The following is a 16,389-nucleotide window of genomic DNA, read 5'->3' on the forward strand; positions in this document are numbered from 1 at the left end:
CAAACCGGCCGCGGGTTACCATATGAGCGCCGCCTAGCTCGAAAGATAATCTTGTGACTGTCAATGACGACTCGTTCACCAGTTGGAAGAACCGCGAGGAGATCGCGGAGTCGATGATCCCGATCATCGGGAAGCTGCACCGGGAGCAGGACGTCACCGTCCTGGTCCACAGCCGCTCCCTGGTGAACAAGTCGGTGGTCAGCATCCTCAAGACCCACCGCTTCGCCCGGCAGATCGACGGCGAGGAGCTCTCGGTCACCGAGACCCTGCCGTTCCTCGAGACGCTCACCACCCTCGACCTGGGCCCCTGCCAGATCGACATCGGCGTGCTGGCCGCGGACTACAAGACCGACGACCGCGGTCTGTCGGTGGCGGAGTTCACCGCCCAGGCCGTCGCCGGCGCCACCGGTGAGAACAAGATCGAGCGCCGTGACGGACGCGACGTCGTCCTCTACGGCTTCGGCCGCATCGGCCGCCTCGTCGCCCGCCTCCTCATCGAGAAGGCCGGCTCCGGCAACGGTCTGCGCCTGCGCGCGATCGTCGTCCGCGGCGGGGGCGAGCAGGACCTCGTGAAGCGCGCCTCGCTGCTGCGCCGCGACTCCATCCACGGCCAGTTCCAGGGCACGATCACGGTCGACGAGGCGAACAGCACCATCGTCGCCAACGGCAACACGATCAAGGTGATCTACGCCAACGACCCCTCCGAGGTCGACTACACGGCGTACGGCATCAACGACGCCATCCTGATCGACAACACCGGCAAGTGGCGGGACCGCGAGGGCCTCTCCAAGCACCTGCGCCCCGGCATCGACAAGGTCGTCCTGACCGCGCCCGGCAAGGGTGACGTGCCGAACATCGTGCACGGCGTCAACCACGACACGATCAAGCCGGACGAGCGCGTCCTGTCCTGCGCCTCCTGCACCACCAACGCCATCGTCCCGCCGCTGAAGGCCATGGACGACGAGTACGGCGTGCTGCGCGGTCACGTCGAGACGGTCCACTCGTTCACGAACGACCAGAACCTGCTCGACAACTACCACAAGGCCGACCGTCGCGGCCGTTCCGCGCCGCTCAACATGGTCATCACGGAGACGGGTGCCGCCTCCGCCGTGGCCAAGGCGCTGCCCGACCTGAAGGCGCCGATCACCGGCAGCTCGATCCGCGTCCCCGTCCCGGACGTCTCGATCGCCATCCTGAGCCTGCGCCTGGGCCGCGAGACCACCCGCGACGAGGTCCTCGAGTACCTCCGCGACGTCTCGCTGCACTCGTCGCTGAAGCGCCAGATCGACTTCACCACGGCCCCCGACGCCGTCTCGATGGACTTCGTCGGCTCGCGCCACGCGTCCATCGTCGACGCCGGCGCGACCAAGGTCGACGGCGACAACGCGATCCTGTACCTGTGGTACGACAACGAGTTCGGCTACTCGTGCCAGGTCATCCGGGTCGTCCAGCACGTCTCCGGCGTGGAGTACCCGACCTTCCCGGTTCCGGCGGTCTGATCCTCCCGCGAGCAGCGACAGCACGGCGGAGCGCCGCACTTCCCGGACGGGGGGTGCGGCGCTCCGCCGTTTCCGTCCGGGGTGCGGCGCCGCCGTTCGCAGTGAGCACCGCCGGCGAACCGCTCACGGCCCGCTCGCGTCCCTTCCGCCATGGACACGCTCACCCACGGGATACGCCAGCTGCTGCGCTTCGCGGTCCTGGAGGCGCGCTGCTGCGCCTTCGCGGTCGCGCTCGTCGGCGGCATCGCCGCCTCGACCCTCCTGCCCGACCTGCCGGTCGCCCGCTACGACCTGCTGCTCCTGTACGGCGTCGGGCTCACGGTCCTGGCATGGCGGCTCGGCTGGGACACCGGCCGGGACGTCGCCGTGATCGCCGGGTGCCATGCCATCGGCCTCCTCTTCGAGCTGGTCAAGGTCCGGATGGGCTCGTGGAGCTATCCGGAGGACGCCCTGACGAAGGTCGGCGGCGTGCCGCTGTACGGCGGATTCCTGTACGCGGCGGTCGGCAGCTACATCTGCCGGGCCTGGCACCTGTTCGACCTGCGGCTCACCGGCTACCGGCCCCGGATCACGGCGGTCCTCGCCGCGGCGGTGTACGTGAACTTCCTCAGTCACCACTGGCTGCCCGACGCCCGCTGGGCGCTCGCCGCGCTGCTGCTCGCCGCGACGGCGGGGACCTGGGTGCGGTTCCGGGTCGGCGAGAGCGACCTGCGGATGCCGCTGGCCCTCTCCTTCGTCCTGATCGGCTTCTTCCTCTGGGTCGCCGAGAACGCCGCCACGTACGTCGGCGCCTGGAGCTACCCGGACCAGCTGAACGGCTGGCAGCCGGTCTCCCCGGCGAAGTTCGGCGCCTGGGCGCTGCTCATCACCGTGATGTTCACCTTGACGGCAAACAGGACATTCTTCGTGCATGCCCGACGTCGCCGTGCTACAGTCGATCTCAGTTGCAGTCGTGGTTCCCAATGAACTGACAAGTGCCTTCGACGATTCGACATCGTCGGGCACTTTATGTGTTTTCGGTGCAGTTTTCCGGACGGGGCAATCATCACGGCGACGCCGGGAGTCGCACAGTGCGGCCCCCAGGGCTACGCCCCGAAGGAGATATGTCATGGCCAACGGCACCGTGAAGTGGTTCAACTCGGAAAAGGGCTTCGGCTTCATCGAGCAGGAGGGTGGCGGCCCGGACGTGTTCGCCCACTACTCCAACATCGCGACCTCCGGCTTCCGTGAGCTCCAGGAAGGCCAGAAGGTGACCTTCGACGTCACGCAGGGCCAGAAGGGCCCGCAGGCGGAGAACATCCTCCCTGCCTGACGTTGACACGTCCGACGCGGCCGGTGTCCCCACCCGTGTGGTGGGGACACCGGCCCGTCGCTTTTTCCAGACTTCTCCACGGACCAGGTGCCGCATGACCACCACGCCCCCCAAGGACGCCGCCACCGAGGCCGTGACCTTCGCCGGATTCGACCTGCCCGCCGAACTGCTCGCGGAGCTCACCCGCCAGGGCGTCGAGACGCCCTTCCCGATCCAGGCCGCGACCCTGCCGGACGCCCTCGCGGGCCGCGACGTCCTCGGCCGCGGGCAGACCGGATCCGGCAAGACGCTCGCGTTCGGCCTGCCGCTCCTCGCGCGCACCGCCGGGCGCCGGGCCGAGGCGCGCAGGCCGCTCGCCCTGGTCCTGGTCCCCACCCGCGAGCTGGCCCAGCAGGTCACCGACGCCCTCGCCCCCTACGCCGGGGCCCTGAGGCTGCGCCTGGCGACGGTGGTCGGCGGCATGTCGATCGGACGGCAGGCGACGGCGCTGCGCGACGGGGCCGAGGTCCTGATCGCCACCCCGGGCCGGCTCATGGACCTCGTCGAGCGCAAGGACTGCCGTCTCGACCGGGTGGCCGTCACCGTCCTCGACGAGGCCGACCGGATGGCCGACATGGGCTTCCTGCCCCAGGTCACGGAGCTCCTCGACCTGGTGCCGCAGGGCGGCCAGCGGATGCTGTTCTCGGCCACGCTCGACCGTGACGTCGACGCGCTGGTCGAGCGCTACCTCCAGGACCCTGCCGAGCACTCCGTCGACCCCCCGGCCGCCGCCGTGTCCACGATGGAGCACCACGTGCTGCACGTGCACGGGCCGGACAAGTTCGCCACCGCCACGGAGATCGCCGCCCGCGACGGACGCGTGATCATGTTCCTGCACACGAAGGCCTCCGTGGACCGCTTCACCAAGCACCTCCTCGGCAGTGGCGTACGGGCCGCGGCGCTGCACGGCGGCAAGTCGCAGCCGCTGCGGACCCGGACCCTGGACCGGTTCAGGACCGGCGAGGTCAACGTGCTGGTCGCCACGGACGTGGCGGCACGCGGCATCCACGTCGACGAGCTCGACCTCGTCGTCAACGTCGACCCGCCCGCCGACGGCAAGGACTACCTGCACCGCGGCGGCCGCACGGCGCGCGCCGGCGAGTCGGGCGTCGTCGTCACGCTGGTCACGCCGGACGAGCGCCAGGACGTGGCCCGCCTCATGGCGGAGGCGGGCATCAGGCCCCACGTCACCCGGGTGCGCTCGGGCGAGGCAGAGCTGACCCGTATCACCGGCGCCCGCAAGCCCTCGGGCGTGCCGGTCGCCGGCAACGCGCCGAGCCAGGAGGGCACCAAGCGCGGAGGCGCGGCCTTCCGCGGCATCGGCACCGTCCCGGGACGCCCGGGACGCGCGAAGAACGAGTCCCGGCGCGCCGCCGAGGCCCGCAAGACGGCCGAGGCACGCCGGGCGGCGAAGGTCCGCCGCGGCGGCTGATCCGTCTCGAAAACGCGGGCCCCGGCGCGGTGCCCCGTCGTTGAGCCCGGTGACGGGCGGGCAGGCTGTCCGTCCGTCACCTTCGTCTTCGTTTCGTCCGAGGAGGGCTCATGCAGGCCGACACCCCGTGGGACACGATCGGTTCGCTCGCCGCGCTGTTCACGCGACTGGACTCCGAGCGCGGATTGCCGTCGGAGGAGCAGTGGACCCTCCAGGTCCTCAAGCTCTCCGAGGAGGTCGGCGAGGCCGCGCAGGCCGTCATCGGCGTCCGGGCGACGAACCCCCGCAAGGGCCGCAGCCACAGCTGGGAGCACGTCCAGGAGGAGGTCGCCGACGCGGTGATCACCGGCATGGTCACGCTGGCCCGGATGCGGCCGGACGACGCCGCGGAGTTCCTGGCCGGCGTGCTCGCGGAGAAGTCGGCGAGGTTCCTCCCGGGGCCGGGCCGCTGACTCGGCGAGGTCGCGGTGTACGACCTCGCCGACGACGGCCTCACCCTCAGCGGTCCCGCTGCGGGGCGCTCGTCCTGACCATCAAACCCGCCAGGAGGCTCGCGAGGAGCAGGAATCCGGTAACGGTCCAGAGGACGGCGGCGTAGCCGCCCAGGGGCGCGAGGCCCACGAAGAGCGGGAAGGCCAGCCAGCCGCCGAAGCCCTGGGCCGCGAGCACGGTCGCCGCCGTGCCGCCGGAGCCCTGGAAGCCGCTCATTCCGGTCGCGGTGGCCAGCAGGGGCCCGAAGGCCGTGCCGATGCCCAGGCCGAAGAGGACGATGCCGGGCAGGACGGCGGAGGCGTACGAGCCGTCGAGGTCCTGGAGGGCCAGGAGTCCCATGCCGGCGGCAGCGAGGACGAGACCCGGGACGGCGAGGAGCCGGGGCGCGATCCGGCCCTGGAGACGGCCGGCGACCTGGGTGGCGACGAGGACGGCGCCGCCCAGGGGGAGCAGGGCCAGGCCCAGGTCGTACGGGGTGTAGTCGAGGCCGTCCTGGAGGTAGAGGGACAGGGTCAGGAACAGGGTCGGCGCGCCCACGCCGGCGAGCAGGAGCGCGAGAAGGGAGCCCGCGCGGTCACGGTCCCGGAAGAGCCCGGGCTGGACCAGCGGGCTGCTCGTCCGGGTCTGCCACCACACGAAGGCCGCCAGGAGGGCAGCACCGGCGAGCAGGAACAGCACGGCCAGGGGGGAGGTCCAGCCGCCGGCCGGGCCGAAGAAGCCGTGGGTCTCCTCGACCTGGTGGAAGCCGAAGACGAGGGCGGCCAGCGCGCCGGTGCCGAGCAGCAGACCCGGTACGTCGGGACGGGCGGGGGTACGGGCCGACCGGTCGTCCTCGACGAGGGCGGCGGGGACCACGGCCATCAGGGCGAGCGGAACCGCGGCGTACAGGCTCCAGCGCCAACTCACGTAGTAGGCCAGCCAGCTGCCCACGAACCCGCCGACGGCCAGGCCGCCGCCGGCGAACACGGTGTAGATCCCGAAGGCCGTGCCGCGCGCCTTGGGGTCGGTGAAGCCGCCGGCCACCAGGGAGAGCGCGGCCGAGGAGAGCAGCGCGGCGAACACGCCCTGGAGGGCGTGCGCCGTGATGAGCACTCCGCCCGCCGGGGCGGCTCCACCGACCGCGGAGACCACGGCGAAGCCCGCAAGGCCGATGATCACCATCCGCTTGCGGCCCAGGAGATCGGCGAGGTGTCCGCCGAGCAGCAGCAGGACGCCGAAGGCGATGACGTAGGCGAACGACATCAGCTGGAGGTCGTCGACCGAGAGTCGCAGGTCGGCCTGGATGATCGGCAGCGCGACGTTCGTGCTCATCGCCCCGACGGCGATCAGGAACTGCGCGAGGACGGCGGCGACCAGGCCCCACCACCGCCGGGACGACGACCCCGACGGGTGGGCCGGGGCGGTGGGCGCCCCCCAGGCGCCGGGCACGGTGCCGAGGGCCGGTCCGAAGCCCGGCGGCACGGGGGCGTGATCCACCGGAGCCGTCGGACTGTACGCGGGCTGCGGAGGGACCGGCCGGGGATCGGCGGTGTGCTGGGCCGGGATCCGCGGATCCTGCGGCGTGACCCGCGTCTCGGGCGCGAAGTCCAGCAACCGGGCCGCGTGACGGCCGAGTTGAGCGAGTACGGCCCCCGGCAGCCATTCCTCGGAGAGGTCCGCCGCCGTGCGCGCCGCCACGTCCGCGGGTGTCGGCCGCTGGGCGGGGTCCTTGTGCAGGCAGGCCCGTACGAGATCGATCAGCGAGTCCGGCACGCCCGTCAGGTCCGGCTCGTCCTCCGCGATCCGGAAGAGGTGCGCGCTCAGCCCGGTGTCGGTGGCACCGAAGAGGAGCCGGCCGGTGGAGGCGTACACGAGGACCGCGCCCAGGCAGAACACGTCGCTGGCCGGGGTCAGTTCGAGGCCGCGCACCTGCTCGGGCGACATGAAGCCGGGAGAGCCGATCAGCATGCCCGTGCGGGTGTGCAGGCTGTCCCCGCCGAGGCCGTCCATGGCCCGCGCGATGCCGAAGTCGATCACGCGCGGACCGTCCACGGTCACGAGGACGTTGGACGGCTTCAGGTCGCGGTGGATCAGCCCCGCCGCGTGAACGGACTGCAGCGCCACGGCGAGCCGGTTGGCGAGGACGCGGACCGACTGCTCGGGCAGCGGGCCGAAGTCCTTCGCGACGACGTTCGTCAGGTCGGGCCCGGGGATGTACTGCGTCGCCACCCACGGCACCGGCGCCTCGGTGTCGGCGTCGAGCACGGCCGCCGTCCACTCCCCGCCCACCCGCCGGGCGGCCTCCACCTCGCGCGCGAAGCGCCGGCGGAACTCGGGGTGCTGCGCGTGCTCGGCCTGCACCACCTTCACGGCGACCGTCCGGCCGGCCTCGGACCTGCCGAGGTACACCAGTCCCATCCCGCCGGCGCCCAGGCGGGCGATGAGACGGTACGGGCCGATGCGGGTCGGGTCTTCGGTGATCAACTGGTCCACGTCAGTACCATAGTTGGGGTGGTCGGGGTCCCGCGCGGGATCACCCGAACCACGGTCGTCACGACTGTCGTCCACGGTGGTCAAGGAGGCGACGCGTTCGCCGGAGAGGCCTACGACGACGCCCTTCACACCGAGCGCCCGGCCCGGCAGGACGGCGAGGCCGACGGTGCCCACGATCGCAGCCCACCGCCCCGCCCGGTCCCGCGCGGCGGGTGGGCCGCGCGCCGGGCGGACTGCCGGGCTGTGACATGACGGGGTCTCCTCCACTGTGCGACGACGCGGGCCGGCTGCCGCCCCCACGGCGGCAGCCGACCCGACGCGGCCACCCTGGCGCGGCCCGCTGGAAGGCCGATGAAATGCTGCTGAAGCGAAGGTCATGGGCAGCGGTGCGGGCACCGGACGTACGGGGACGTGGGGGCGGGGACGTGAGTGGAGAGCCGGCGGGCCGGGGCGCGCCCCTGCGGATCGACCTGCTCGGACCCGTCCGGGCCCTGCGCGGCGACGACCCGGTCGTCCTCGGTCCGGTCCGGCGGCAGGCGGTGCTCGCCGCCCTGGTCCTGCGCGCCCCGGGCTTCGTCACGTACCGGCAGCTCCTCGACGACGTCTGGGGCGCCGAACCGCCCGGCACGGGCCACCGCGTCCTGCCCAGCTACGTGTACGCGCTCCGCAGGGCACTGGACGCGCCGGACGCCGGCCCCGGCCGGTCGGTGATCGACGGCGGTCGCGGCGGCTACCGCTTCGAGCCCGCCGGCACCCGCACCGACCTCGCCGAGCTCGCCGAGCAGGCGGCCCGCGCCCGGCGGGCGAAGACCTCGGGCGACCTCGACGCCGCCCTCGACGCGGGCGGCCGGGCCCTCGCGCTGCTGCGCGGCGAGACCCTGCCCGGCCTGCCGGGGCCCCTCGCCGACACCGAGCGGCAGCGGCTCACCCGGCTGCGCCGGGCCCTGCACCAGGAGCACGCGGAGTGCCTCGTCCTGCTCGGACGCCACCCGGAGGCCCTGGACCGCCTCATGGCGGCGCCGCTGGCCCTGCCGTACGACGAGCCCCTCGCCGCACTCCGGATGCGCGCGCTCTACGGCAGCGGCCGGCAGGCCGAGGCGCTCGCCGTCTACCACGAGACCCGCGACCGGCTCCTCGACGAACTGGGCGTGGAACCCGGCGAGGACCTCCGCCGCGTCCACCAGGCCGTCCTGCGCCGGGACGACGTACTGCTGCTCGGCCGGGGGGCGGTGCGGGCGGCGGAGACCGAACACCGGGGGCGTGAGGGCGTCGCCGAGGGTGACGGGCCGGGGCGCCCCGGCGGGGCCGGTGACGACGACGGGGAGGTGCGCGCGAGCGGGGCCGGCCCCACCGACGGACCGGCGCGCGCCGGCCGGGCCGGCGAGGGCGACGGACTCGTTCGCCCCGGTGCCGGCGTCCCCCTCCCCCGGCACAACGAACTCCCCGGCGACACCGCCTGTCTGGTCGGGCGCGAGGCGGAACTCGCCGTCCTCACCGGTCCCGTCCACCCCGGAGCGGTGTCCGTGACGACCGTGGACGGGACGGCGGGGGTCGGCAAGACCGCTCTCGTCGTGCGCGCCGCCTGGGCGCTCGCCGGCGACCATCCCGACGGGTGCCTGTTCGTGGACCTGGAGGCCTACGGCGCCGCCGGCCCGCACCGGGCCCTGCGCCGGCTGCTCCGCACGGTGCGGGGCGGCGGCAACGAGGAACCGCCCACCGGGGCGGACGAGTTGACCGACCTCGTCGCGGCCTGGCGCGCGGCCACGAGCGGGCTGCGGCTGCTACTGGTCGTGGACGGGGCCCGGAGCGCCGAGCAGGTCCGCCCGCTGCTGCCCGCGGGGCCCGGCAGCCGTGTCCTGGTGGCGGGCCGGCAGCGGCTGCCCGGCCTCGACGCCGATGTGCGGCTCACCGTGGAGCCGCTGGACACCGGCGACGCGGTCGGCCTGCTCCGCACGCTCCTCGGGGCGTCCCGGGCGGACCGTGAGCCCGAGGCCGCCCTGGAGCTCGCGCGGCGGTGCGCCGGTCTCCCGCTCGCGCTGCGGATCGCGAGCGCCCGGCTGCAGAACCGCCCGTCCTGGACCCTGGCGTTCCTGGCCGGCCGGATGTCCGACGACGTGCGGGGCCTCGGCGAGCTGCGGGTGGAGGACCGGAGCGTGGAGGCCGCCTTCCGGCTCTCGTACGACCGCCTCGAACCGGAACTGAGGCGCGGGTTCCGGGCGTTGGGGGTCGTCCCGACGGTCCGTTTCGACGGCCTCGGTCTGGCCGCCGTCCTCGGCCGGCCCCGCGCGGAGGCCGATGCGGTCCTGGAGGACCTGGTCGACGCGAGCCTGCTCCAGGAGCCGCATCCCGGCCGGTACAGGCTGCACGATCTCGTCCGGGCCCATGCGCGGCAGCTCGCCGCCGCCGCGCCCGAGGAGGCGGCCGCGGACCGACGGGCCCTCCTGCGCCTTTACACGGCGGCCGGCCGGATGGCGGGCGACTGGGGTCCGGAGACCTTCCCGACCGCGCCGGGCATCACCGGGTCGCCGGGCATCACCGGGTCTCCCTTCGGGGGCCAGCGGGAGGCCTCGGAGTGGCTGGACGCGGCGGGCGGGGAGCTGCTCGACGTGGTGGCCTCCGCGGCCGCCTCGGGCGAGTACGACCACGCCTGCCTGCTCGCCGAGGCCCTGGTGGACCACCAGCTCCGCCGGGGCCTGCACCACGAGGCCCGCGCGGCGCTCGAACTCGCCCTGCCGTGCGCGGACCTGGCCGACGACCGGCGCCTCACCTCGGCGCTGCGCGCGTGCATGGGGATCGTCGACGTCCACCGGGGTCGGTTCCGGCAGGCGCACGTCTGGTTCGCGGAGGCGCTGCGGCACGCCCGTGACCAGGGGGACCCGCGGAACGAGGCCCGCGCGATCGCGGGGACGGGCGTCGCGCTGTGGCCGCTGGGCCGGGTCGAGGAGGCCGTCGGCCTGCTGAGCCGGGCCCTGGAGCTGGCCACCGGGCTCGGCGACGACTGGCTGACCGGGGTCTCGGCGTGCAACCTCGGCGCGATCCACGCCCTGCGCGGACGGCACGAGGAGGCCCTCGACCAGTACGGCGCCGCCCTCGCCCTGGCCGAGAAGAACGACCGGCCCAGGACGATCGCCCAGTCCCTGTGCTTCGTCGCCGGCGCCCACCACGCGCTCGGCCGCCCCGCGGAGAGCGCCCGGCTGCTGCGACGGGCCGTCGAACTCGCCGACCAGGCGGGTGACATGACGCTGCGCGCGGCGGCGCTGTCCCAGCTGGCCGCCGCCGAGCACGGGCAGGGGCGGCTGAGCGCCGCCGTCGAGACCCACCACGAGGCCCTGTCCACGCTCACCGAACACACCAGTACCTGGCTGGAGATGGAGGTCCGCATCCGTCTCGGCAGCACCTACGCGGCGGCGGGCCGTCGAGCCGAGGCCCACGAGGAGTTCCGGACCGCCCTGTCCCTTCCCGACGCCGCGGACCATCCCGAGCAGTACGGCCGGGCGTGCGAGGGACTGGACGGCACGGGCGGCCTCTGAACACCGCCCCGAGGAAAAGAGCGTGGCCTCACCCGCGGAAACGTCGTATGGTGCTCGCGATGACGACTCACTCCTCTCTCAGATCGGGGGTCCCGTCCGCAACAGGTGAGTGCTGATGGCCACTCCCTCCGCGTACGAGGATTCCCACCTCTCCCGCTGGCTGCGCGTGCGCGAGTTCGCCGTGCCGCCCTCCATGATCGAGACCGCGACCGCCCGCCGTGAGGCCGGGGACTGGGCGGGGGCCTGCGCCGCCGCCCACGTCGACGTCGATCTCGACCTCCGCGCCCTGGCTCGCGGTCACGGCACCGAACTCGCGTCCCGCGTGCGGGCCGATCTGCGCCGCCTGGCCCCGGACCTGCTGCGCTGGCACATGCCGAGGATCGCCCCGGACGGGCTGCTGCGCCCGGGCCTCACCGTCGCTCTCGCCCGGTACGACACCGGGGGACGCGGCGGTACGGGGCCCTTGCACCTGGTGGCCCGGACCGTGCCCGCCTGGGCGGACGCCGGGCAGCGCATCAGCCTCGCGCTCCGGGACCCGGGCGCGCCCGGCACCGGCCCGGCGCCTTCCCACTCGCATCCCCGTCCGCACCCACGGTTCCGGCTCGACCTGCACCGCCATCTCTGGGACGCGAGCCGGGCCGCCGAACTGCGCACCCGTTCCGGGGCCGACGGACCGCCCTCGCACCTCCCCCGGCCGGATCTGCCGCACGGCGGACTCCACTGTGCCGTGGACCGGTGGACGGCCGAGGCGGCGATCCTGCTGCGCGCCGAGGGCCGGTCGGCGGGCCCGGTGGCCGTACGCCTCGGCAGGGGGCGGCGGTTCCTCCTGGACGCCGACCCGTCGGGGGCACCCGTCGGGGACGTGCCCGCGCGGCGGGCGCTCACCTCGGTGCCCGTCCTGCCGGACGCGGCCACCTGGCTGCCGCCCGACCTGGAGCTGCTGCGCGCCGGTCTCGTCGAGGCCGGGCAACTGCACCCGCTGGTCGCCGCCGCGCTCGTACCCGGTCACGTACCGGGCGGCCCGCCCCGGCCGCCCGAGCGGGCGGGCGCGCCGCGCCTCGTCGACTGCCGGGGCGCCCGGCACCGGATCGGCCTGGTCGACGGCGTGCTGACACCGCTCGACCACGACCCGGCCGAGCTGCGGCGCGAGGAGCTCCTCGTCGCCCTGACCGGCACGGCGCTCCCCTGCGTACGGGCCGTCGACGAGGCGCACCGGCGTCCGGACTGTCTCACCGGTGTCCGCGAGCGGCTCGACCACGGCGACATCGCCGGTGCGCTGGCCGTCGTCGAAGGCCTCCTCGGGCCCGCCGCGCTGCTGCGCGACGGCGCCCTCCGGGACGCGCTGGACACGGCGGCGCGGCGACGCGTCACGTACGGGCTCTACCGGGCCGGGCTGGCCGGCCCCGCGCCCGGCCGGAAACTCGCGCCCCCTTCCGTCACCACCCTCCGCACACGTCCGGACAGCCGCCGCACGCGCACGCGTGGCCCGCGCCCGCGGCAGGCCACGTTCCCGCCGGCCTAGCCATCGGTTCCCTCTCCAATCCTCTCCTCTCCTCTCCTCTCCTCAGGTGATCTCCCATGCCCACAGCCATGCCCTCCTCCCCTGCCCCGACCGCCGAACTCGACGTCGCCGGCGCCCTGTTGTCCCTCCTGCGCGACACCGACACCGAGCCCCGGCCCGACCCCCAGCTGGAGGCGCTGACCCTGGCGGTCGCCGCCGACCTCCCGGTGCTCCTGTGGGGTGAGCCGGGCATCGGCAAGACCGCGGCCCTGACGCAGCTCGCCGCCTCGCTCGACCTGCCGCTGACCACCGTCATCGCGAGCGTGCACGAGCCCACCGACTTCTCCGGACTCCCGATCGTCGGCGACGACCCCGCGGAACAGGGCGTGCCGATGGCACCGCCCGAGTGGGCCGTGCGGCTGGTACGGGCCGGCCGGGGCCTGCTGTTCCTGGACGAGCTGTCCACCGCTCCGCCGGCCGTCCAGGCGGCCCTGCTCCGGCTCGTCCTGGAGCGGCGGATCGGGACGCTCGTCCTCCCGCCCGACGTACGGATCGTCGCCGCCGCCAATCCGCGGTCCTCGGCCGCCGACGGCTGGGAGCTGAGCCCGCCGCTCGCGAACCGTTTCGTCCATCTGCAGTGGACGCACGACGCCGAGGTCGTGGTCCGCGGCCTCGGGGGTGTCTGGCCGCGCGCCACGCTCCCCCGCCTCGACCCGGCGAGGCTGACGGAGGCCGTGGACGTCGCCCGGCGGGCGGTCTGCGGTCTGCTGACGGCCCGTCCGGCGCTCGTGCACCGGCTGCCCGGCGGTGAGGCGCTGCGCGGCGGCGCCTGGCCCTCGCCCCGGAGCTGGGAGATGGCGCTGCGGCTCATCGCCTTCGCGACCGCCGCGGGGGTGTCCCGGGACGTGCTCTCGCAGCTGGTGCGCGGGGTCGTCGGGGACGGGCCGGGGCTCGAACTCCTCGCCTGGCTCGACCGGATGGACCTCCCCGATCCCGAACTGCTCCTCGCCGACCCCGAGGGCGCCGAGCTGCCCGAGCGCGGCGACCGCCGCCTGGCGGCTCTGGAGGGGGTCGTCGCGGCGGTCGCCCGGCGCCCGGAGAAGTCCCGCTGGGACGCGGCGTGGGCGCTGCTCGTCCGCGCGCTCGATTCGGGGGCTCCGGATCTGGTGGTCGTACCGGCGACGACGCTGGCGGGGCTGCGCCGGGAGGACTGGGACGTTCCGGAGTCGATCGAGCGGCTGGCCGGCGTCGTGTCCCTGTCCCGGCGCGCGGACCGGGCGGGCGACCGCGTCGCGGCCGGCGCGGGCGCGGGTACGGGGCGATGAGCCCGGACACACGGGTCGCCCCGGCGCTCGATCGGGAGAAGCTGTACGCGGCCCGGCTGCATGCCGTGCGGGTCCGGCCGTATCTGGCGACGGCGCTGTTCGCCCTGCACACCGTGGAGTCGCGGCAGGTGCCGACGATGGCGGTGGACCGTCACTGGCGCTGCTACGTCTCGCCGGGCTTCGTCGACCGGACCCCGGTGGAGGAGCTCGCCGGGGTGTGGGTGCACGAGGTGACGCATCTGCTCCGCGACCACCACGGGCGCAGCGACCGGGTGGCGCGGGAGCGGGGTCTGACGGGTTCGGGCGAGCGGCTGCGGATGAACATCGCCGCGGACTGCGAGATCAACGACGACGTGTTCGGCGACGGCCTCCCCAGGCCGGAGGGGGCCGTGCATCCCGAGCTCCTCGGTCTTCCCGAGGGAAAGCTGATGGAGGAGTACCTGCGGCAGTTCCAGCTCGGCTCGCGGACCAGGGACGCGGGCTGGCTGGACTGCGGCAGCGGAGCCGACGGCCTCGAACGGGCCTGGGACCTCGGCGCGGACGGCGCCGACGGGCTGAGCACCCAGGAGCAGGACGCCGTGCGGTTCCGGGTGGCCCAGGCCATCACCGGCCGGCCGGGCAGCACCCCGGCGGGGTGGCGGCGGTGGGCGGAGGAGGCGTTCCATCCGCCGCAGGCGTGGCGGGAGTTGCTCGGGGCGGCCGTCAGGTCGGCGGCCTACGGTTCCGGTGCCGGGGACGACTACTCGTACGGGCGTCCGTCACGGCGGTCGGCGTCGGTGCCCGGGGCGGTGCTGCCGAGTCTGCGGCGCAGCCCGCCCCGGGTCTCCGTCGTCATCGACACCTCGGGCTCGGTGAGCGACGCCGAACTGGGCAGCGCGCTCCTGGAGGTGACGGCGATCTCCCGGGCGCTGGGCGGCCGGCGTGATCTGGTGACCGTGCTGCCGTGCGACGCGGCGGCGCGGATCGTCCACCCGCTGTGCAAGGCGGAGGGCATCCCGCTGATGGGCGGCGGGGGTACGGACCTCCGCACGGGTTTCGCCGCGGCGCTGCGGGCGCGCCCGCGCCCCGACGTGCTCGTGGTCCTGACCGACGGTCAGACGCCGTGGCCGGCCACGCGTCCCGCGTGCCGGACGGTGGTGGGTCTCTTCCCCCGTGCGCGGAGGTTCCGCTCGTGGAACGAGGACGACCCCGACCACGTGCCGGCCGGGCCGCCGGAGTGGGCCCGTGTGGTCGAGATCGGTGGCTAGCCCACCGGTCGTACGTGATCCGGATCACAGGGAACCCCTGCCCGGTTCGGGTCCTCCTTCAGGTGTCGGCGCCCCTCGGCGGCGGCATTCCGACCCCGATACGGAGGGGACCTCATGGCGGTCATCGACATCGAGCGGCCTCGTACGGCCGGCGGCGGGCGTGCGGTCGCCGTGCTGCTCGCCGTCCTCGCGCTCGTGCACGTCTACTGGGCGACCGGCCTGACCTGGCCGGCCGCCGACGAGCGGAGCCTCTCGCTCGCCGTCCTCGGCGCTGTCGTGTCCTTCGGTCCCGCGGTGGTGCTGCCGCTGGCCGTCCTCGAAGGGGGCGCCGCGGTCGCCGTGGCGGCCCACGCGCGGGGCGTCCGCGGCCGCCGGATCCCGCGCCTCGTCACGTACGCCGTGGCGGGCGGGATGCTGCTGCGCGGGGCGGCCGGTCTGGTGTGGATCGTGGTCGGCCGGGACGGATCCGGGGCGGCCTTCCCCTGGCTGAACGCCCTGCTGTACACGCCGCTGTCCCTGGTCTTCGGCTGGAAGGCCCTGCGTGCCGCCCGCTGAGGCCGCCGGTCCCGTCGACCGGGGCGTCGCGCTCGTCCGGGCCGCGCGGCGGGGCGACACCCTGGCCCTGCACGACCTGCTCGACCACCTCACCCCGTACATCGCCCGGATCTGCGGCCCCATCGCCCTCGACGACGGGCCGGACGCCACCCAGGAGGCCCTGGTCTCCGTCTTCACCTCGCTCGGATCGCTGCGGGAGCCGGAGGCGTTGTACGGGTGGGTGCGGGCGATCTCCGTACGGGAGGCGGTGCGGGTCGCCAAGCGGGCGGCGCGGGCACGGCCCGCGGAGCTCCCGGACGTGCCGGAGCGGGGCGATCCGCAGCTGGCCGCCGACATCGGCGACGTCCTGGCCCGGCTGTCGCCCGGGCACCGGGCGGTGCTGGTGCTGCGGGACGTCGAGGGGATGGACGAGGAGGCCGCGGCGGCGCTCCTCGGGGTGCCGGCCGGCACGGCGAAGTCCCGGTTGCACCGGGCACGGCAGAGCTTCCGGAGGGCGTGGTCCGCGTGAACGGTGACGAGGCGATGATCGACGACGTGCGGCGGCTCCGGGTGATGGGCGCCGGTGTCCGGGGCGCGCGGATCGTGGAGCGGGTGCTGCCCGCGCCGCTGGACGCGGTGTGGGCCGTCATGGGGGATCTGGAGGGCGGCTTCGGGGAGTTCCAGCCGGACATGCGGTCGGTGCGGATCGTGCGCAGGGACGGCGACCGGGTGGAGGCCCTCGCCCGCAGCCGTTACGGTCTCCGGGCCCGTCTCCACGGCGTGCTGCGGCCGGGCTGGTGCTGGTTGCAGAGCCGGTTCCTGGTCATCGGGATGGCGGCGGTGGACGAGGGCGGCCGGACCAGGGTGGCGCTCACCGGCGGCGTGCGCGTCCCGGGGCGCGCCGCGATCGTCCCGTTCGGGGCGCGCCGTGAACTGGAGCGGGCCATGGCGCGCCTCGCCGAACGGGTCGACGGTGCCGTCCGCTAGGAGGCGTGCTCCGAGGGGA

Annotated in this window: 13 protein-coding genes; 12 read left to right on the forward strand and 1 reads right to left on the reverse strand. The window is 74.6% G+C overall.

What is annotated here, in order from left to right; all coding sequences use genetic code 11:
- Window positions 1-53 precede the first annotated feature (53 nt).
- From GGE06_RS12450 to GGE06_RS12470, 5 genes are all read left to right on the forward strand, one after another.
- Window positions 54-1,499, forward strand: a complete 1,446-nt coding sequence (locus tag GGE06_RS12450; RefSeq protein ID WP_116162662.1) for a glyceraldehyde-3-phosphate dehydrogenase — start codon at window positions 54-56, stop codon at window positions 1,497-1,499.
- Between the two features lie 150 nt (window positions 1,500-1,649).
- A complete protein-coding gene (locus tag GGE06_RS12455; RefSeq protein WP_116162660.1) occupies window positions 1,650-2,465 on the forward strand; it encodes a DUF817 domain-containing protein in 816 nt (271 codons plus the stop codon).
- 142 nt (window positions 2,466-2,607) lie between these two features.
- On the forward strand, window positions 2,608-2,811 hold the full coding sequence (locus GGE06_RS12460; protein ID WP_015031667.1) for a cold-shock protein: 204 nt from the start codon (window positions 2,608-2,610) through the stop codon (window positions 2,809-2,811).
- Between the two features lie 94 nt (window positions 2,812-2,905).
- A complete protein-coding gene (locus GGE06_RS12465; protein ID WP_116162658.1) occupies window positions 2,906-4,282 on the forward strand; it encodes a DEAD/DEAH box helicase in 1,377 nt (458 codons plus the stop codon).
- A gap of 110 nt (window positions 4,283-4,392) precedes the next feature.
- Entirely contained in the window at window positions 4,393-4,734 is a 342-nt protein-coding gene (locus GGE06_RS12470; RefSeq protein ID WP_116162656.1) for a MazG-like family protein, read from the forward strand.
- A 46-nt stretch (window positions 4,735-4,780) separates the two neighbouring features.
- Here the strand turns inward: GGE06_RS12470 and GGE06_RS12475 are convergent, their stop codons facing one another.
- The gene (locus tag GGE06_RS12475) at window positions 4,781-7,420 is read right to left on the reverse strand and encodes a bifunctional serine/threonine protein kinase/MFS transporter (protein ID WP_376773533.1); all 2,640 of its coding nucleotides are present in this window, start codon (window positions 7,418-7,420) and stop codon (window positions 4,781-4,783) included.
- Between the two features lie 251 nt (window positions 7,421-7,671).
- Between GGE06_RS12475 and GGE06_RS12480 the strand changes: the two genes are divergently transcribed.
- The 7 genes from GGE06_RS12480 (at window position 7,672) to GGE06_RS12510 (ending at window position 16,370) form a co-directional block, all read left to right on the forward strand.
- Entirely contained in the window at window positions 7,672-10,776 is a 3,105-nt protein-coding gene (locus tag GGE06_RS12480; RefSeq protein WP_312883119.1) for an AfsR/SARP family transcriptional regulator, read from the forward strand.
- 115 nt (window positions 10,777-10,891) lie between these two features.
- Window positions 10,892-12,298, forward strand: a complete 1,407-nt coding sequence (locus tag GGE06_RS12485; protein WP_184930853.1) for a hypothetical protein — start codon at window positions 10,892-10,894, stop codon at window positions 12,296-12,298.
- Between the two features lie 56 nt (window positions 12,299-12,354).
- Window positions 12,355-13,602 (forward strand): AAA family ATPase, encoded by a 1,248-nt coding sequence (locus GGE06_RS12490; RefSeq protein ID WP_184930854.1) that lies wholly within the window; start codon window positions 12,355-12,357, stop codon window positions 13,600-13,602.
- Window positions 13,599-14,849: a vWA domain-containing protein gene (locus tag GGE06_RS12495; RefSeq protein ID WP_184930855.1), complete on the forward strand. Its 1,251-nt coding sequence runs from the start codon at window positions 13,599-13,601 to the stop codon at window positions 14,847-14,849. The genes GGE06_RS12490 and GGE06_RS12495 overlap by 4 nt, the downstream gene beginning before the upstream one ends.
- Window positions 14,850-14,963: 114 nt before the next feature.
- Window positions 14,964-15,404, forward strand: coding sequence for a DUF3995 domain-containing protein (locus GGE06_RS12500; protein ID WP_116162644.1), 441 nt, complete (start codon window positions 14,964-14,966; stop codon window positions 15,402-15,404).
- Window positions 15,391-15,912: an RNA polymerase sigma factor gene (locus GGE06_RS12505; protein ID WP_116162642.1), complete on the forward strand. Its 522-nt coding sequence runs from the start codon at window positions 15,391-15,393 to the stop codon at window positions 15,910-15,912. Before GGE06_RS12500 ends, GGE06_RS12505 begins: the two co-directional genes overlap by 14 nt.
- Window positions 15,909-16,370 (forward strand): hypothetical protein, encoded by a 462-nt coding sequence (locus GGE06_RS12510; RefSeq protein ID WP_312883120.1) that lies wholly within the window; start codon window positions 15,909-15,911, stop codon window positions 16,368-16,370. Before GGE06_RS12505 ends, GGE06_RS12510 begins: the two co-directional genes overlap by 4 nt.
- Window positions 16,371-16,389: the final 19 nt, after the last annotated feature.

The sequence above is a fragment of the Streptomyces nymphaeiformis genome (genome assembly GCF_014203895.1).
GTDB classification, from domain to species: Bacteria; Actinomycetota; Actinomycetes; order Streptomycetales; family Streptomycetaceae; genus Streptomyces; species Streptomyces nymphaeiformis.